Annotated in this window: 15 protein-coding genes and 2 pseudogenes; 12 read left to right on the top strand and 5 right to left on the bottom strand. The window is 48.1% G+C overall.

The window, feature by feature from the left end:
• The first annotated feature begins 49 nt into the window (after window positions 1–49).
• From EPIR_RS14270 to EPIR_RS14325, 12 genes and pseudogenes are all read left to right on the top strand, one after another.
• Window positions 50–766, top strand: a complete 717-nt coding sequence (locus tag EPIR_RS14270) for a PilZ domain-containing protein (protein WP_023656162.1) — start codon at window positions 50–52, stop codon at window positions 764–766.
• A gap of 372 nt (window positions 767–1,138) precedes the next feature.
• Window positions 1,139–1,693: a fimbrial protein gene (locus EPIR_RS14275; protein ID WP_023656163.1), complete on the top strand. Its 555-nt coding sequence runs from the start codon at window positions 1,139–1,141 to the stop codon at window positions 1,691–1,693.
• A gap of 52 nt (window positions 1,694–1,745) precedes the next feature.
• Entirely contained in the window at window positions 1,746–2,429 is a 684-nt protein-coding gene (locus EPIR_RS14280; protein WP_023656164.1) for a fimbrial biogenesis chaperone, read from the top strand.
• Between the two features lie 297 nt (window positions 2,430–2,726).
• Window positions 2,727–3,236 carry a fimbrial protein gene (locus EPIR_RS14285; protein WP_023656165.1) on the top strand — a complete coding sequence of 170 codons (510 nt, stop codon included), beginning with the start codon at window positions 2,727–2,729 and terminating at the stop codon, window positions 3,234–3,236.
• Window positions 3,237–3,780: 544 nt separating this feature from the next.
• Window positions 3,781–4,284: a fimbrial protein gene (locus EPIR_RS14290; RefSeq protein ID WP_023656166.1), complete on the top strand. Its 504-nt coding sequence runs from the start codon at window positions 3,781–3,783 to the stop codon at window positions 4,282–4,284.
• A 464-nt stretch (window positions 4,285–4,748) separates the two neighbouring features.
• The gene (locus EPIR_RS14295; RefSeq protein ID WP_240987368.1) at window positions 4,749–7,373 is read left to right on the top strand and encodes a fimbria/pilus outer membrane usher protein; all 2,625 of its coding nucleotides are present in this window, start codon (window positions 4,749–4,751) and stop codon (window positions 7,371–7,373) included.
• A 109-nt stretch (window positions 7,374–7,482) separates the two neighbouring features.
• Window positions 7,483–8,511 (top strand): fimbrial protein, encoded by a 1,029-nt coding sequence (locus tag EPIR_RS14300; RefSeq protein ID WP_023656171.1) that lies wholly within the window; start codon window positions 7,483–7,485, stop codon window positions 8,509–8,511.
• Window positions 8,512–8,927: 416 nt separating this feature from the next.
• A pseudogene (locus tag EPIR_RS14305) lies at window positions 8,928–9,760 on the top strand (omptin family outer membrane protease).
• Between the two features lie 527 nt (window positions 9,761–10,287).
• Entirely contained in the window at window positions 10,288–11,061 is a 774-nt protein-coding gene (locus tag EPIR_RS14310) for an ABC transporter ATP-binding protein (protein WP_023656174.1), read from the top strand.
• Window positions 11,062–11,117: 56 nt separating this feature from the next.
• Complete coding sequence (locus EPIR_RS14315; RefSeq protein ID WP_048697744.1) at window positions 11,118–12,050, top strand: ABC transporter substrate-binding protein; 933 nt, start codon at window positions 11,118–11,120, stop codon at window positions 12,048–12,050.
• The gene (locus EPIR_RS14320; RefSeq protein ID WP_023656176.1) at window positions 12,047–13,042 is read left to right on the top strand and encodes a FecCD family ABC transporter permease; all 996 of its coding nucleotides are present in this window, start codon (window positions 12,047–12,049) and stop codon (window positions 13,040–13,042) included. The genes EPIR_RS14315 and EPIR_RS14320 overlap by 4 nt, the downstream gene beginning before the upstream one ends.
• A 501-nt stretch (window positions 13,043–13,543) precedes the next feature.
• A pseudogene (locus tag EPIR_RS14325) lies at window positions 13,544–14,512 on the top strand (IS5 family transposase).
• A 40-nt stretch (window positions 14,513–14,552) separates the two neighbouring features.
• On the opposite strand, the gene EPIR_RS19240 reads toward EPIR_RS14325, so the two are convergent.
• The 5 genes from EPIR_RS19240 to EPIR_RS18925 form a co-directional block, all read right to left on the bottom strand.
• The gene (locus EPIR_RS19240) at window positions 14,553–14,708 is read right to left on the bottom strand and encodes a glycosyl hydrolase 108 family protein (protein WP_338043465.1); all 156 of its coding nucleotides are present in this window, start codon (window positions 14,706–14,708) and stop codon (window positions 14,553–14,555) included.
• Window positions 14,645–14,785 carry a glycosyl hydrolase 108 family protein gene (locus EPIR_RS19210; protein WP_277302538.1) on the bottom strand — a complete coding sequence of 47 codons (141 nt, stop codon included), beginning with the start codon at window positions 14,783–14,785 and terminating at the stop codon, window positions 14,645–14,647. The genes EPIR_RS19240 and EPIR_RS19210 overlap by 64 nt, the downstream gene beginning before the upstream one ends.
• Before the next feature lie 54 nt (window positions 14,786–14,839).
• Window positions 14,840–16,792: a type VI secretion system Vgr family protein gene (locus EPIR_RS14330; RefSeq protein ID WP_023656180.1), complete on the bottom strand. Its 1,953-nt coding sequence runs from the start codon at window positions 16,790–16,792 to the stop codon at window positions 14,840–14,842.
• A gap of 284 nt (window positions 16,793–17,076) precedes the next feature.
• On the bottom strand, window positions 17,077–17,454 hold the full coding sequence (locus EPIR_RS14335; RefSeq protein ID WP_023656182.1) for a lysozyme inhibitor LprI family protein: 378 nt from the start codon (window positions 17,452–17,454) through the stop codon (window positions 17,077–17,079).
• 1 nt (window position 17,455) lies between these two features.
• A partial coding sequence (locus EPIR_RS18925) for a VgrG-related protein (RefSeq protein WP_048697737.1) occupies window positions 17,456–18,297 on the bottom strand: 842 nt, incomplete at its 5' end.

Genomic DNA, 18,297 nt, shown 5'->3' on the forward strand with positions numbered 1-18,297 from the left:
AAATTATAATCCATAAAATAAATTTCACTAACGAAGTAGGGCTTATCAAATGCTCATACCAGAATATAAAGAACTGAAAAGAACTGACCGCTATGAAATACTTGCCCTGCTGCGTGAATCAATGAAACAAAGTGGAAGCGTTGAGTTTATGCTCCCCGAACGTGCGTTCAGCTGTCAGTTTTTAAGCATTGATTTGCAACGTTTCACCGTTGCCAACTTGGATGAGTTGAGCATGCTCACCACGCCAGTCGAAGTGGTGATCAAGGGCAACCGGGAACGAATTAGTTTTACCACCAGCCAGTCAGTAGATAAAAGCTCGTTCGGGACTCTTTCCTTTGATTTCCCACAAGAAGTTGTCATTACACAACGCCGCAGCCACCACCGAATAGCGATCCCGGAGCACTATAATTTCTTTTGTGAAGGGCGTTTCCGTGATGGCTTTATTTACAAACTGCGCATTAAAGATCTCTCACTCAAGGGCATCGGACTGCACTACCCTCACCCCCTGCCTGGCTTAACTCGCCCAGGGATTTTATTAACAGGGATGGTAATTATGCTGGGTGAGAAGGAGCAGGATAAGTATATGATAAATATCATACTATCAGGTATTAAGGAAGTCACTGCACTGGATAGTGAAAACAGAAAATATAGTTATCATATCATCTCCTGCCGCTTCCAGAGGCCATCCAAAGCCTTTAACCGAAAGATAGAAGAAATTATAATGCATATTCTTCTTGAACAGAAAAAATTAAAGCGACTTCGCTGAAGACGTCGACTTTGCCATAAATTTCTCCACCTCCTGTTAAATAATCTTATACATGAAGAGACTCACCATGTTTTGCCAAGTGTAGAGCGTATTTACCACGTAGTGATAACAGCATAACCCTACCTCTGGTAAAGTTGTTAATTAAACATCCAAATCAACAGGATATATCAAACGATAGTTTATACCTGTTAATTAATAGCTTTGGAGAAAAATAAATAATCAATGATGCGTGTTGACCGGATTAAATTTATTTTGAACTTACAGGTACTCCCTGACAGCTTTTTCTGTTTCCTGATTTAAAGATAAAGGCAAACTGGCGGGGATAACGATGTTTGTTTCACTGTTTATCCTTCCTTAATCTATGGAGTTAAAATGAAAAGATTGTTGCTGCCTGTCGCTGGCGCGGCGCTGGTTTTTGCAGCTGTTAATGCAGAGGCCGATGTAGTTAATAATGCTGGTGGTACCATTTCGTTAACAGGGAGTATCCTTCAATCCAGCTGTACGGTTGATGCGAACGATCAAACGAAACCGGTCGTGCTGGGAAACTATTCCACTGATACTTTCAAAAAGACAGGTGACCAAACGCCTGACGTCCCCTTTACTATCAAGTTAACGGGCTGTGCGAAGAGCGCCGGTAACTACGGGCTGCGTTTTGATGGTACTACCGTTAATAACAACCCTAATTTATTATCTGCCGGAGTGGGCGAGGCTCTTGGAGTGGGCGTCGAATTTTCGGGTGTAGGTGATAAATTGATCACTTTCAATCAGGCTGCGGATGAAGCAACGTGGCAGCCAGCGTCAAATGCCGCTCCAGGCACACCTGATACCACCACGTTTAACCTGAAAGCGCACTATAAGTCTTTCACGGATAAAGTCACGGCTGGCGATGCAAATGCCACCGTAAAATTCGTCATCGCATACAAGTAATCAGTCATGATCGTGTCTGCCAGGGATGGCACACATTTAGAAGAGTTAATTAATGAAAAAATTATTAAGTGCTGTGCTGTGCTGCTTTTCTCTGAGTGCTGCGGCCGGCATTCAGGTTGATGCAACCCGGGTTATTTATCATGGTAATGCGCAATCCGCATCGTTGAACATCCATAACGATAAACCGGAAACCTATATGGTGCAGACCTGGCTTGACCAGGGCGACGCGACTAAAACACCTCAGGATATCCCCGTGCAGGTGATCCCGCCGGTGTTAAAACTCGCCGGTAATAAAGAAGCAGTACTGCGTTTCATCTATTCGGGTAAGGGACTACCTCAGGATCGTGAATCGCTATTCTGGGTCAACGTGCAGGAAATCCCGCCAACCTCTAGCAAGGAAAACGTGCTACAGATTGCGGTTCGCACGCGTATCAAATTGTTCTATCGCCCCGATGGACTTAATACCACCTTAGAAAAGCAGGCAGAGGCGCTGAAATGGCATCGCCAGGGCAATCAACTGATCGTTGAAAATAGCGGCCCGCTGAATATTACGCTGGGCACGGTGACACTCACCAGCGGCAGCGGTAAAAAACAGACGATCGATGCTGACATGATTAAACCTTTTGATCATGCGACGATGACTCTTCCGGCAGGAACAGAAAATGGTTCACGGATAGGCTTCAGCTATATCAATGACTATGGCGGCAACAGTCAGGTTAACAATATCAGCCTGTAAGCCCACGCGCTTATGCACCGGGACGGATTATTGTCACGGACAGTCAGGCCAATATAATTTGCGACCAGTGGGTGTGGGCTGAATTCCCCCCGCCGGTCGCGGTGTTTCTAAGCCACGATAAATGTGGATAAAAATAAGGATTAATCATCCTGTCATGCTGAATTCCATTTAGCACTGCTCAAACGTCCAAGGTCGAGACTACCATGCCTGGCAACAGGACAGGAGTACGACAATAAATCGTCCCACGGATACTGATATTAATCACTATCCCATCTGTACTGATTAATGGAAATAAAAATGAAAAAAGTTCTGTTACCTCTGACTTGGATAGTGCTGATGCTGGCAAATGCCGGTGCCGAAGCTGGCACTCAACTTGATTTTACCGCCACCGTCGTTCAATCCTGTACGCTAAGTATGAGTAGTAACCCCCTGGTGGTTGATATGGGACGTTACCCCACGTCCTATTTTCCCAGAGCGTCAACCTATAGTCCGAGGAAACCCTTTGAAATACATATATCTGGCTGCGCAAAGAGTAAAATTGCCCTTAAGTGGACCGGAAATATAGCCAATGGAGATCAATACTTATTAGCTGTCAATGGCGCTAAAGGTCTTGGAATTCTGGTTGGAGACCAAGATAAAAACAGGCTGTCTACTTTTACCCAAACCCCACAAGACGATATGTTTATAACCATGCCAGACGACGGCAACTATAATTTTCACATGATCGCATTCTATAAATCCTACTTGGACAGTGTCACCGCAGGCCCGGCGAATGCCAGCGCAACGGTTGAAGTCATTTATGGGTAATCCATCAGTGCAGCCTCCCCCTCTGACGAGGCAGCTTGAGATAAGTCTGCCTGTAGAAATGAATCATTCCCAACCCGCACTGTTTTCTCTGAGTCAAGTAGCCGCCGTTGATGCAATGCCGTTATTTATTCTGATATAACGATATTTATTGATCACTCAATGGCTGGTTTGCTCATCGCAGCGTAGGATGCCGCAATAATTCCGTCTCAATCCGTTAAATAATCTTATTTATACAATCATCACCATGCTGCCAGGGGCAAGTTTTCTACATTGCTATAAAACGCATTCGTCTCTGGCCGCCTTATTGAAGTACTCATTCGCTCGGTAAAATCAATAAGATGCAACCAACGATAGTTTTTACCTGTTAATAAGTTGAGTTGGCTAAATATAAATAATTAATCATGTGCCAAAGTCGGAGTAAATTTATTACCAATAGGGTTTCCTCCGCTGCTTATGTTAACGCGAAAGGAATCTGAAAGAACGTACTCCACCGATGCTGGAATATCTTTATTCATTCTGTTTATTTTGATTGCGGGAAATAAAAATGAGAAATGTTTTCTTACCTCTGACTGGGGTGATGCTGGTGCTGACAGCGACCTGTACTCTGGCCGTCGATACCGTTCAATTCAACGGATTGGTCGAGCAGGCCTGTTCGCTGCAAATAGTGGGGAGTCCCGTGTTCATGGGGAATTACCCCACATCCAAGTTTTCAGCGCGGAACACTACGACAGAGTATAAAAACTTCTCAATAAATATATCCGGCTGTCAAAAAAGCAGAATTGCCCTAAAGTGGGGCGGAAATACAGTCATTAATAACGCCGATTTATTAGCGGTCGATGGCGCTAAAGGCCTGGGCATCAGGATAATTGATCAAAAAACAAACCAGCGGGCTATTTTCAACCAAGATCCTACTGACAACATGTATATAACCATGCCAGACACCGGTATCTATACGTTTAGTCTGTCCGCATTTTACATATCATTCCAAGATAGCGTCACCGCAGGCCCAGCGAATGCCAGCGCGAATGTTGAGCTTGTGTATAACTAATGAATCTGTAACACCTCTGCCACCGGCGGTGAAGGTTTAAATAAGAAAGCCTGAACAAACAATCGGACATTGTGCTGCTGATTGCCGTAGCGGTTATCTGAACTGATGCAATAAAATCCATTCATTACAGAGATTTAAAATCTGGATTATTTATCATCAATGGCCAGAGCTAAAACCTGCTGCCGGTTAGAATACGAAGTGATATTTATCTGTTAAATAAAGGACTCACCCAGAATGTTGAATCATGATTCTGGGTGACCGTGCGGGATTGCATAATATCATCACCGGCAGCAGCAGCGGAAAAAGCAGACTGTTGATGCTGATAACAATAAATCTGTTTACCGCAAGACAATTAACCTGCTACCGCAGATGATAATGTCCCCGATTAAGCTTCAGATATATCGTGATTTGTCGGTAACGAGCGGATCAGGAATATCAACCTGTGAGCGACGGACTGAACGATAATGATGTTAACACTGGAAAAAATTTATATGATCGCTATTGCTGCCATCACTCTCCTCCCTGCCGATGACAGGAAAAAACAAATATCTGCTTTATCCCTTATCGTGGCTGCAATACTTCTGTCATTGAATTCCGCTCCGGTATTAGCTGAAGAGACGTTTAATACCGCATTTATCCACGGAGATGCCTCTGCCGTAAAGGCACTGACCAGCGTCGATAATATTCTACCCGGCACTTACCCTTTTGATATTTTCCTTAATGGTCAGCAGGTGGATCACCGCCAGGTTGAATTTCGCAAGGTCTCTGCCGACAAGCCCGTGCAGATCTGTCTCAGCGCCCAGGAATACCGTGACTACGGTATCCAGCTTGGTGCAGCGCAGAACGAAAAAACAGACTGTGCCGACCTGGCCAGCCAGCTTACCGGCGCTCAGGTTACCTATGATGCGGGTATACAAAAAGTGGACATCTCGGTGCCACAAATTTTTCTTATCCCTATGGCACAAGGCAGCATCCCGACGCGGGTATATGACGAGGGCATCAACGCCGGTTTTATTAATTATAATTTTAGCGCCACCCGTAACCGCAACCGCGCGGACGGCCTGAACAGTGCCAACAACTATTATTATTTGTCCACTAACAGCGGGCTCAATATCGGGCGCTGGCGGCTGCGTAATGATGCCAACTGGCAGAGGCAGTCCACCGGTGGCAGCCACTGGACCCCTGTCGCCAGCTGGGCGGAAACCGATATTGCGCCCTGGCGTTCACGCCTGCAAATAGGCCAGCGTAGCACCAGTAATCAGGTGTTTGACAGCTTTCAATTCCGTGGCGTGCAGCTTACCAGCGTAACTGAAATGCTGCCGGACAGTCTGCGTGGCTATGCGCCGGTAATACGTGGGGTTGCCCGCACCAATGCGCGCATTGAGGTTCGTCAAAATGGCTATACGGTTTACAGTACCAACGTGGCTCCCGGCCCCTTTGCACTGAATGATATTTATCCCAGCGCCACGAGCGGCAATCTGATGGTGACGGTTTTTGAAGCCGATGGCTCAAAGCAAAGTTTCAGCGTCCCGTTTTCTTCCGTCCCTAATATGCTACGTGAGGGGATCTGGGACTATTCACTCACGGCAGGTAAATATCAGAACGGATCGTCAACCTATCAGCCGCGCTTTATCCAGGGCACGCTCTCACACGGTATGAAATACGACATCACGCCATATGGTGGCGTGCTGCTGGCGGATCACTATCGCTCTGCGGTACTGGGGATGGGTAAAAGCCTCGGAAGTTTTGGGGCTGCCTCGTTCGATACCGCCTGGTCAGATACCGATTTACAAAATGGTGATAACAAACAGGGCAACAGTTTCCGCCTGCTGTACGCCAAATCACTGAATGAACTGGGCACCGAATTCCGCATTGCCGGTTACCGTTACTCCACATCAGGCTATTACGATTTCAACGATATGGTGTCCGAGCGAGCCAACTACGAGAACGGTCGCTATCGCAATGAATATAACGATAGCGGTGACAAAGGCAACGGTATCCCAGACTGGGCTAATCAGCAGCACAAATACTATTACACCGGACGCTATAACAACAAACGCCAACGCGTGGAGATGACGGTTAACCAGAATATCGGGCCGGTATCACTTTATACCACCCTTTCTAACCAAGCCTACTGGGGATCTGATCAACGCGACCGCACTCTGCAAGCGGGAGTGAACGGCATGGTCGGAAACGTTAACTACAGCGTTTTCATACAGGACAGCCACAGTAATTACGGTGAAAAGGATCGCAGCATTGCCCTTAACCTTTCGATACCGTTTACGGCATTTAGCGGTAAACAGCTGAGCGCGAATCTCAACCTGTCACACAGCAAGCAGAGCGGCGACAGTATTAGCAGTGGTTTAAGTGGCACGTTGCTTGATGACAACCGTTTGAACTATAGCCTGCAAACCGGTCATTCACACACGGGCGGTGAAACCAGCAGCCTTAACTCAGGCTATATGGGCAGCATGGGGAATATTGATATGGGCTACGCCTGGAGCGACAGCTATCAACAAAGCTCGCTAAACCTGGCGGGTGGCGTACTGGCACACAGTGGCGGCGTCACCCTGAGCCAGCCGCTACAAAATACCATCGTGCTGGTGCAGGCGAAAAATGCCCGGGGCGTGCGGCTGGAGAACCAGCCCGGTGTGGCCATCAACCGGGCGGGCTATGCGGTAATGAACTCTGCCATGCCTTATCGTCATAACCGAATAGCCCTACGTACCGAGGATATTGGGGCCGGGCTGGATATTCCGATGGCGGTCAAAGATATTGTGCCAACCGAAGGTGCGATTAGCTGGGTCACCTTCGAGACACGCAGCGGGCAGAGTTTACTGATCCACCTGCAAAGTGCAGAAAATAATTTGCCCACTATCGGCGCGGCGGTATTTAACGCAGACGGCAGCAATGTCGGCACCGTGGGTACCAACGGCAGTACTTATGTTTCCGGCGTCAGCAGCAATGAGCGGCTACAGGTGAAATGGGGGGAAGGAGCGACACAGCGCTGCTGGATCACCCTGCCGACGATTCAGGCCAGCACGAAAGCGGGCTATCAGGAACTCAGTCTGCCGTGCCAGCCTAAGTAACCGTCCTCCGTAATGAGGGCAGTCATTATTCCCTGCACCCCGGGCGATGCTGTAGCCCGGGTTAATCAGTCAGAAAAAAGTATAAGTTATCCCGATAAGGATTTATTCAATGTATATTACCTTAAGACAAATAAAAACGTATTTCAGTTCTGTCCTGCTGGCGGTGATTTTATGTCTGTTTTCGCAAAGTGCTCTGGCTGATATTCAATGTAAAGCTAAATCATCTGGCTCTGTAGACTATTACACACATCTGGTTCCGACCATTAGATTCCCCACCGATAAATTAACACCGGGAACGGTAATTTGGCGTTCCGATCCGTTAAACATCGCATTATCATGTTTTGGAATCCCATCAGATGTTAATAAAAGAACTATTTTTCTGAAATTTAACCCAGAGAGCGTAATTGGGCAAATTGACAAATCGATTGAGGTAGATGTGAACTATCTCAATGCTGATCTCAAGGTCAGTACACAAGGCCAATTCTCGACTGGTCAAACACTTTTTTGTAGTGCAGGATTCTGCGGCCCAACAGCTATTTCGGTCAATTTTTCTATTATACTCAAAGCAACGGGTCAGACACCACCTGCGGATGGGCATATCAACAACGCTGGGCAATATGCTCTATTTGACATAGGTGTGGAAAATAGTCGCTCCTTATCCTCAGATTATTATGTTTACCTCGGCGGGCTGACAAATATCCAGTTTACCTCCTGTAAACCGCAAATTAACGTGGTGGCAAATAACGGTGCGGGGGTGGATTTTGGTTCTATTCAGGCACACAATGCGCAGGCGGGAAAAACGGAAAAACAGCTCCCGTTCTCCGTTCAGGCGAATTTAACCGATCGCAATGCGGGACAAGACTGCCAGGGTAAGATGATGAATGTCAGCTTTAGTACCACCAATGCTACCAGCGGCACTGATATGATTTTACCCGGTGCCGACAGCGGATTTGGCATTTCCGTCGCCCCCGCCAATGCGCCAAACAGCTTTATTCCGCTAAACACCAACGTAGCGCTGGGTTATGTCAATGGCAGCGTGGCAAAAAATGATTTTATTGCCAGTCTGCGCTGGCTGAATAACGCCCCAAAAACCGGGTTCTTTCGCGCCACGGCAAATGTGGATGTCACGTTTAAATAGCGGATCCAGGTGCTAAGGCTAATAAGGCCGCTCCGGAATCTCACTCGTTTTTTGATCATAGCGAGATCCGCCGCCACCTGGCGGGTCTCGCATCACGTTTTCCACCCTGTTGATTGTCTGCAATAAAATTATTAGGATCCTGATGCTAACGGCAACGAAAACTCAGGTTAAGGGATATTAGATACCGCAGACCTGCGAAATTCAGATAACGAGCTAAACATCACCTGAATTTTCAATGGTGAGTTGTGGACTCTCTTCGTCATTTCAAACATAAAACTCTTTACTAATTTATTAAGGATCTAATTAATGAGAGTTTCCATTCTGGCACTCACCATTGCCTTAACCGTTTCTTTTGCTGCCGTGGCCGATATTGACAATCAATTTTTATACTTGGAAGTTTTACCGGAGATATAGGCTTGGGTAGCCTGAGCGGTAAGATCAAAGAACGGGTTTACGACTCCGATTTCGGTGAACGTAAGATCAGCCAGCTTAACTGGCAATACGATAACGCTGCGATCATTAAAGGTTCTGTTGACTGGGATTTAATGCAAAGGGTATCGATTGGCGCTTCTGGCTGGACAACGATTGCCAGCCGGGGGGTTATATGGACGACACCGACTGGCTGGATGAAAGTCAGGATGCATGGACAGACTACAGCAGTCATCCTGACACCCGCTTAAACTATGCAAACGAATTTGATTTCAATCTAAAAGGATGGTTATTAAAGGAGCCTGATTATCGTTTTGGCGTGATGGCTGGCTATCAGGAAAGCCGCTACAGCTTTACGGCCTCCGGTGGAGCCTACAACTATACTGATGACGAGACCGGCCTCACTGACATTGGGACTTTCCCGTGCAGGAGGGTAGTCATCGGCTACAAGCAGCGTTTTAAAATGCCCTATATCGGCCTTGTCGGCAGCTACCGTTATAAGCGTTTCGAGTTCGGCGGCAGCTTTAAATATAGTGGATGGGTGCGCGCATCCGACAACGATGAACATTACCTGACAAATACAACCTTCAGATCGAATATTAAGAACCCGAATTTTTACTCTGTTGCCGGGAACGCGGGTTATGACTTAATGCCCAATGTAAAAGTCTATGTGGAGGGAGTATGGAACCGCACAAGCAACAAAAAAGACAGTATGTCTGTCAATGATTACGGCACAGGCGAGACATTTAGCATAGAGAACAGCAGCGGTATTGAAAGCGATAACTTTATCACGACAGCCGGCCTGCAGTACTCTTTCTAAGAATGGCGGATGACAGAGATGTTGGCGTGGCAGCAGCAGGAATAGCACGCCGATACGACGACTGACGGGAGATCACTTTTTATCGGAAATACCAAGCAATCGTTTTTCGCAATTCAGATCTTCTAAGGTTTTAATATAAGAGTTAAATATCAACCCGCCTAAAAAAGGCTCCTTCCCTCAGTGAGGTAAGCCTTAAATATCACCTCTTCATCACCCCAGTTATTATACTAATCTTACGGTCACTGGAAGAGAATGGCATTATTATTCGGGATGGTTACACCTGCTCCAAGAAGAAAAATGCACTGCGAGAAATTATAAGGTGGCGCGCCCTCTCCGCTAGGAAAAAGTTCCCACTGGTGGTGGAGTCATGTATTTAAGTGATGCAGAAAAAGACTCTATGCTCGGAAAAAATTAATAAGTTTATTATATTTTTTAAAATCCACTGAAGTATATGGGAATCATATTTTGCATTCTGCAATTGTTATGTTATAACATTGCAATATGATTTGAGCTTGAGGATTTTTTGCATGAGTGTTCTTTGTGTCAATAGTCTGGATATCTGCACTCATAGCGGCCAACTTCTCGTCAACAAAGTGAGCTTCTCTCTTCGCCGTGGTGAGTGTTTGGCAGTGATCGGACCGAACGGAAGTGGTAAGTCAACCTTGTTACGTGCACTGGCAAGTGAGTTCGCGATCAGGAAAGGAAGTATTGTGCTGAATGGCCAGCCGCTGGATCGTTACTCACGGCAGGATAGAGCCAAAAACATCGCATTAGTTGCACAAGACGATCCGGCCGACCCGAGGTTGATGGTTGAAGATTATGTGGCACTTGGTCGAATCCCACACCATCATTGCTGTTCCTATGTTCATCATAGACGTTGCATTGATCAAGCGCTCGCTGATACTGGGCTTGTCTCTTTGCGCAATCGGCTTATAGGTTCGCTATCTGGCGGTGAAAAACAGCGCGCCTCCCTGGCTCGCGCGTTTGCTCAAACTCCCAAGTTGCTATTACTTGATGAACCGACCAATCATCTCGACCCGCTAAGTCGTTCAACCTTGTTGTCACTAGTACGCAGTAAGGGAATTGCGACTATCGCTGTATTGCATGATTTGCCGCTCATTGAACCTTTCTCCGACAGGGTCGTCGTAATGGAAAAAGGCAGAATGGTGACATGCGCCAGACCAAAACATGCGCTGTCCTCGAAAGTAATAAACGCGGTGTTCGGCATGAAAAGTCACACCGTCACCCATCCTATAACCGGGCATCCCATCCTTATTTTTGAGGCATCTTCATGTGTATAATAAGTAAATATTTTATAAAAAATATAATAGAAAAATTACTTTTTTTAATATCGATTATGCTATTTCCCTGCATAAGTTATTCTGCTGACTTTCCCGTAACCGTTGAGAGTTGCGGGCAGCCTCTAACTTTTACTGAAGCACCCCAGCGTGCGGTTATCAACGATTTAAATATGTCAGAAATGGCATTTTCTTTGGGCTTGCAAAACCATATTGTTGGTATCACTGGCGTTAGCGGATGGTACAAAATCACGCCGGATTTTAAGTTAAATCAAGGGAGTATTCCTGAACTGGCAGCTAAGTATCCATCGTTAGAAACTTTATTAGCGGTAACACCCGACCTATTTTTCGCAGGCTGGAATTATGGAATGAAAATCGGCGGTGATGTGACACCACAATCATTAGCCCATTACGGTATAAAAACATTAGTATTGAGCGAAAGCTGCACGTTTGTGGATAAACGTCGTCCCCGAGCGACCATGGACCTGCTTTATGGTGATGAGATGAAATTGGGAGAAATTTTCGGAAAGCGCGAACAAGCCTTAAAATTAGTTGCTTCCTGGAAAGCCAGAGTAGCAGCGGTACAAATGAAGACAGATCAACAAAAACCGCTCAAAGTCTTCGTGTATGACTCAGGTGAGGACAAACCCTTTACCAGCGGTAAATATGCCATGCCAACCGCGATCATCGAGGCTGCCGGTGGCAAAAACATCATGGACAATTTAGATGCCAGTTGGGTCACCACCTCTTGGGAAAGCGTGGCGAATAACCAACCTGACGTGATTATTTTGCTGGATTACCAGACTGGAGGCGGAGCGGAGACATTACAGCATTTTCTGGAATCTCACCCATTGATGAAACAGACGCCAGCAGTGAAGAACCATCATTATGTGAAACTGCAATACACCGAGTTAACGCCGGGACCGTCAAATATCGATGCAGTGGAGAAGATCGCTAATGTTCTCGAACGAACAAAAAGCCATCAAAAATGAGTCATTTTCGCTATTTTCTAATAATTATTATAAGTCTAATTACTTTAATCATTTTGATGTTATTGAGCGTCGTGGTGGGCAGTGTTCCTCTGCCCATTTCGCAGGTTTTGTCATCACTAGGGCTTTACCACGTCCCGGTTCCTGATATGGTCTGTCGCATCGTCTTTGAGCTTCGATTACCGCGAAGTTTATTGGCAGCACTGACAGGTGCTGGTCTGGCGATGGTCGGCGCTTTGCTGCAAACCACCACACGAAACGAACTGGCCGACCCGTTTTTGTTTGGGCTTTCATCCGGCGCATCCGCAGGCGCTGTGGCAGTAATTACCCGATACGGCGACCATTTGGGATCCTGGGGCTTACCTACTTCGGCCTTTGTTGGGGGGATTATTTCCTCAATTTCAGTAATGCTGTTGTTTATACTGCAGCGCGCTAAAGGGGCAGAAAAACTGGTAATTAGCGGCCTGGCGGTTTCGTTCCTGTTTGGCTCTCTGACCAATTATTTGGTTTTTTCAGGCGATCAACGTGCCGCAAGCTCTGTACTTTTTTGGTCTCTCGGGGGGTTAGGATTGGCCAGATGGGACAACATTGGCTTTGCACTGGCCGCCGTGGTGCTACTTTTTGCATTAGTTGCTCTGCGATGGCGATGGCTTGATGCTTTATTGGCTGGTGAGCAAACAGCCGTTTCTCTGGGGATTAACCTTAATCTTCTGCGAATTGAGATTTTCCTCGGCTGTGCACTAGCAACGTCATTATTGGTTTCGTTGACAGGCGTGATAGGGTTCGTTGGCCTAATGGTACCACATCTAGCCCGCCCACTTTGCGGCGTGCGTCATCGGCTATTAGTACCTGTAGTCGCTCTTTTTGGTGCGATTTTGATGTCGGGCGGGGATCTTCTGAGCCGAATATTTATCGCACCTCAGGAGTTACCAATCGGTATCATTACCGCCGGACTTGGTGGTTTTTTTGTGCTAGGACTACTTTTAAAACGATAATAGCCTCCTGTTTATTAAGTTTAAAAGATATAGTTTCGTTTGTTATGAAAAGGAAATTCCGAAGAACTAAAACGAAAAGCCCGGCAGGTTTACCTGATGCTGAGAGAAACGTCTGCGCACGTGCTTTATCAGCTCCCGCTTTTTTGCCAGCTTCAGAGTTTTATTCGGTCACATATTTCAGCGCCCTGCTCTCAAAGCTCAGATCGGCGAACATCTGCTTGAGAACGGCGATGATCTGGTGTCCGGTATAACAGACTTTGCGCATAGTGATCTCCTCATGGGCATTACTAGTATGCCGGATGGTTACAAATGGAGCAGCAGCTGGAGCAGGCTAAAGAGTGGATTATCGAGATACTGGTGTGAAGGACGGCTGAAGGTTAAAGCCGGAAGGATCTGAGGGATCGCTTCCGGCTTTAATTTAATTTTTTCTTATTTTCCCATATACATAGGCAACATTGACCAATACTTCGGCTTTGTTGAATAAATCGAACTTTTGCTGATTTGCAGGATCAGATCACGCATATTCCCGACAACGCAGGCCGTTCCGTGGCAAAGCAAAAGTTCAAAATCACCAACTGGCCCATCTACAACAAAGCCCTTACCAACCGTGGCTCCCTCACTTTCTGGCTGGACAATGAGACGATTCAGGCCTGGTATGAGACGGCTACGCCTTCATCACGCGGAAGACCCCTGCGCTATTCTGAGCTCGCCATCACCACCGTTCTGGTGATTAAACGCGTATTCCGCCTGACCCTGCGGGCTGCGCAGGGTTTTATTGATTCCATTTTTGCCCTGATGAACGTTCCGTTGCGCTGCCCGGATTACACCTGTGTCAGTAAGCGGGAAAAGTCGGTTAATGTCAGTTTCAAAGCACCCACCCGGGGTGAAATCGCACATCTGGTGATTGATTCCAGCGGGCTGAAGGTCTTTGGTGAAGGTGAATGGAAAGTCAAAAAGCACGGCAAAGAGCGCCGTCGTATCTGGCGAAAACTGCATCTGGCTATTGATGGTAAAACACATGAAATCATCTGTGCAGACCTGTCGCTGAACAACGTCACGGACTCAGAAGCCTTCCCGGGTCTTATCCGGCAGACTCACAGAAAAATCAGGGCAGCAGCGGCAGACGGGGCTTACGACACCCGACTCTGTCACGATGAACTGCGGCGTAAGAAAATCAGCGCGCTTATCCCTCCCCGAAAAGGCGCGGGTTACTGGCCCGGTGAATACGCGGACCGTAACCGTGCAGTGGCTAATCAGCGGCTGACCGAGAGTAATGCGCGGTGGAAATGGACAACAGATTAAAACCGTCGCTCGATAGCGGAAACGGCGATGTACCGGGTAAAACGGTTGTTTGGAGGTTCACTGACGCTGCATGACTACGATGGTCAGGTTGCGGAAGCTATGGCCATGGTGCGCGCACTTAACAAAATGACGAAGGCAGGTATGCCTGAAAGCATGCGTATTGCCTGAAAACAAAACCAGCTACAGGGATACGTACCCGAATTCTGATTTATTCAACAAAGCCTTTTGGATCTTTAATATCATTAAACCCACTCACTTCCCAATAGCGCTTTCTATAGATGACCTCAGCTTGCTCTGCGGTCATTTTTTTAGAGCAGGAAGGGTAGGATCTATCCCCAGATCTTCTTTGGCATATTTTTTCCATGTGTTCCATGCAATGCCATGATTTGTTAGCCCTCCTTTATCTGCTGCTCGATTAGAATAACCTCCTTCATGCTTCAAAATAATTGGCGAAAGCTTAGAGAAGTTATCACCTTTGCCAACAGGAGAATTTATTCATTTAGTCGGTGCAGTAGAAGCTTTACTCCCCTTTTTTGCCGGGAACAGCGCCTCCACGGCACTGGTAATATTTGCTTTATGGGATGAACCCGGGGCGGCAGTCGCTGCCGCGCTACCATCATTCAGATTGAGTTTACCGCCGGTATTGATAAAGCCGTCTTTTTCCACGCAGAGATTAAAGCCCTTACCAACAATATTGATCTGGCCGCTGGCGGTCAGTTCAATGGCGCTTTCCCCACACTCAAGACGCAGCGTGGTGCCGGAACCAATCACATAGGTTTCTGCCGCAGCATCGCTTTTCCCTTTACCGGTCAGCAGCTGTTCCCCCCCCTTAATGCCATGTACGCGATCCGTCTCTACCCGGTGCAGCTCACTTTCCCCGACATAATGGCTGTGATTTTTGCCCACGCTGTGGCTGGCGTCATTCTTCACCTGGGTATCCATATTGCGCTCGGCCTGGATCCACACCTGCTCCTCGCCCGCCTTATCCTCGAAGCGCAGCGCGTTGGCGTTGTCCGGCGTGCCGTCCTTCGAGCGGCTCATAAAGCCCATCTGCGTCGCGGCGGCGGGCAGCGCCCACGGCGGCATGCTCGCCTCGTTGTACACGCGGCCGGTGATAATGGGCCGATCCGGATCGCCGTTGATAAAGTCGATCACCACCTCGTCGCCCACGCGCGGGATCTGCACCCCGCCATAGCCCTGGCCTGCCCAGGCGCTGGAGACGCGCACCCAGCACGAGCTGGTATCGTCGCCTTTGGCCAGCCTGTCCCAGTGAAATTTGACCTTGATACGGCCATATTTATCGGTCCAGATCGACTCCCCTTTCGGCCCCACCACCTTCGCCGTCTGCGGCCCGTGGGTGCGCGGCCACGGCGTGTCCGGCGGCGCGCGGAAGGTCACGCCGGAGGGAATAACGCGAATGGCAATGTTGTGTTTTGTCCCGCTGCCACCGTCACCGCTGGCGTACTGATTCTCTTCAAAATCGTAGTACGCCTCCGTGGTCAGGTACTCGCCGTTATCGCTGATAAACGGCGCGTTCAGCACCGTAAAGGTGTTGCCCGGCGCCAGCCCGAGCGCGGTGCCGGCGGCGCTGATCTGCTGGTGCTCCACCTGCCACACCTCCTGACGAATGCGCGCGTAAAACTCGCCGTGCTCGTGGTCAACAAAATGGCCCGGCCAGTCGTAGACGTCGATCGCCCCCGGCTGCGGCGAGGCCGGGTTCTGCCGCGCCTGAAGCATCCACGCGTTCGGCTTGCGGAAGTCGTAGTCGTCGATGCTGTACATTCCCGGCGTGACGCTGTCCTCCAGCGACCACAGGCCGATGCCCTCTTCGCTGGTGCTGCCACCGGACGGCGTGACGTGATAAGGGATCGCCTCATAGCCGCTGAACGGCTGATGCTGCTGCGCCGCGTCCATCAGCACCAGCGTGTGCCCGTCCGCCTCGTGGCGGAAGTAGTAGTAGATCCCCTCCAGCTCCATCAGGCGGCTGATAAAGTTGAAGCTGCTCTCCTGGTACTGCACGCAGTACTCCCAGCTGCGGTAGCTGCCGGTCAGCCGATCTTCGAGTTTGACGTTGTACTCGCCGAGCAGGGTTTTGACGATCTGCGGCACCGTTTGCCCCTGGAAAATACGCAGGTTTTTATCTCGCTTCAGCGGCCACAGATCCGGCTCCATCACCAGGGTGTACACCGCATAGCGCGTGCCGCCCAGCTCCTGGCTGCTGACCGAGACCTTGGTGATTTTGCCGTTCAGATAGCGCGTGCTCAGCAGCCCCAGGGTGGGAATGGAGACGACGATCGGCTGGCCGAGCAGCGCCTTGCGCTCAATGCGCGCGTCGGTGCTTAACAGCTGCACGCTCAGTTCAAATGACTGTGACAGCGCTTCGCGCCCACTCAGACGCCAGAACAGCAGGCCGTCCATCGGCAGCTGCACGGTGATACGGTCAAACATAACTCTCTCCTTAAAGCAGCACCCGCAGGCTGGCGGGCGTGGTCTTTATTCTGTGGCTTTAGCAGCCGGGCGCACGGGGGTTATTTTGATTATCGGCAATAACGGCTGCCTGTTGTATTTGATCTATTTTCAGCACACCATCAGTTTATTCTTATATCTGCAACAGTGAGAATATTAAGGAAAAAACTATTTCTTTAGCGAATAAAAAACCATTAGTGGTGCCAGCATCCGTTAACAATGATAACGGTGGTGCTATGGCCACCGTTATCATTGCCGCCCTTGGTTTACTGGCTAAAATCATCGGCGCGTTGCGCCGTCATCTTCAGATAGCAGCTATCGGCAATAACCGCAGACAGCGTTCCACCTGCTTCCAGAGAGGCAAAAGCATTGCAGTCTAAATCCCTGAATTTTACCCACTGTCGCTGCGCATCAATAAAGTTTTTTTTCACATCAGCACTCATTGTCGAAATAAACTTCCTGTAATTATCATTCAGCCTTTTATCCTGAACGATTATTTCATCCGCAAGACAATTACGCATTGACACTGTCACCCCGCCCGCTTTATCCATACATTGATTATAGCTGTCAGAATAAGCCTGCTCTTTAGCCTGCACGGTAAACGAAAACAGAAGCACAATAAATGCAGCAATAAATAATTTCATTTTACATCCCGTCCGTTAACATTTTAAGCGCACTGTTTTTTTCATCAAGATATCGATTAACTAATCCAGATTTAGTTTTTTCATTTAGCTTAGAAAGGCTATTTACATAGTCTGTTCTGTTGCTGTACAGCTGGTCAATAAATTCCCTGTCAAAATTAACATTATCTACCGGCGTTGTGGCTTTAACTTCATTAACAGCTTGAGTCAGCATTTCCGCCGCTTTACCATGCTGGACAGATGTCGACCATGCAACGTCCTGTACGGCAGCACTCCTTAACGAAAGGTCAACACCCGTATTATCTAAAACTTTTTCAAGTGCTGGCTTAAAGTGTGTTCGCTCAATAAAAGCATGTTGCGCATTGAACATCTCGTCAGGTTGACTGTTAGCAATTTCTTTCCATTTACTCTCAAAAGAGCCGGACTTTTCGGGATTCATACCACTGAACTCTTTACTCCACTTTGCGCCTTCATTTTGCAAAAACTTCTGCACCTGATGTCCACCTTTAGCTGAAGATGCAAGCTGATAAGCACCATAAGACTTACCTCCAGGATCTCCTCTTCCGGATGAGACGGTTGCCGCAGCCTGAGCATATTGGCCTGGACGTCTTCCGGTCTCATATTTCATTGAAAGGTCGCCACGCTGGTGGCTTTCTGTATCCGAAGAAGAAGGTGGCGATTTTTTTACCGCCGCCCCTTGCTTACTCCCCTTTTTTGCCGGGAACAGCGCCTCCACGGCACTGGTAATATTTGCTTTATGGGATGAACCCGGGGCGGCAGTCGCTGCCGCGCTACCATCATTCAGATTGATTTTACCGCCGGTATTAATAAAGCCGTCTTTTTCCA

Source organism: Erwinia piriflorinigrans CFBP 5888 (assembly GCF_001050515.1).
In the GTDB taxonomy this organism is placed as follows: Bacteria; Pseudomonadota; Gammaproteobacteria; order Enterobacterales; family Enterobacteriaceae; genus Erwinia; species Erwinia piriflorinigrans.

Excerpts from the sequence above, each read along its gene's own strand:
- EPIR_RS14295 (WP_240987368.1), top strand. The coding sequence starts at position 4,749 with ATGATGTTAACACTGGAAAAAATTTATATGATCGCTATTGCTGCCATC.
- EPIR_RS14315 (WP_048697744.1), top strand. The coding sequence starts at position 11,118 with ATGCTATTTCCCTGCATAAGTTATTCTGCTGACTTTCCCGTAACCGTT.
- EPIR_RS14335 (WP_023656182.1), bottom strand. The coding sequence starts at position 17,454 with ATGAAATTATTTATTGCTGCATTTATTGTGCTTCTGTTTTCGTTTACC.
- EPIR_RS19240 (WP_338043465.1), bottom strand. The coding sequence starts at position 14,708 with ATGGAAAAAATATGCCAAAGAAGATCTGGGGATAGATCCTACCCTTCC.
- EPIR_RS14270 (WP_023656162.1), top strand. The coding sequence starts at position 50 with ATGCTCATACCAGAATATAAAGAACTGAAAAGAACTGACCGCTATGAA.
- EPIR_RS14300 (WP_023656171.1), top strand. The coding sequence starts at position 7,483 with ATGTATATTACCTTAAGACAAATAAAAACGTATTTCAGTTCTGTCCTG.
- EPIR_RS14320 (WP_023656176.1), top strand. The coding sequence starts at position 12,047 with ATGAGTCATTTTCGCTATTTTCTAATAATTATTATAAGTCTAATTACT.
- EPIR_RS14285 (WP_023656165.1), top strand. The coding sequence starts at position 2,727 with ATGAAAAAAGTTCTGTTACCTCTGACTTGGATAGTGCTGATGCTGGCA.
- EPIR_RS14275 (WP_023656163.1), top strand. The coding sequence starts at position 1,139 with ATGAAAAGATTGTTGCTGCCTGTCGCTGGCGCGGCGCTGGTTTTTGCA.
- EPIR_RS14330 (WP_023656180.1), bottom strand. The coding sequence starts at position 16,792 with ATGTTTGACCGTATCACCGTGCAGCTGCCGATGGACGGCCTGCTGTTC.
- EPIR_RS14310 (WP_023656174.1), top strand. The coding sequence starts at position 10,288 with ATGAGTGTTCTTTGTGTCAATAGTCTGGATATCTGCACTCATAGCGGC.
- EPIR_RS14280 (WP_023656164.1), top strand. The coding sequence starts at position 1,746 with ATGAAAAAATTATTAAGTGCTGTGCTGTGCTGCTTTTCTCTGAGTGCT.
- EPIR_RS14290 (WP_023656166.1), top strand. The coding sequence starts at position 3,781 with ATGAGAAATGTTTTCTTACCTCTGACTGGGGTGATGCTGGTGCTGACA.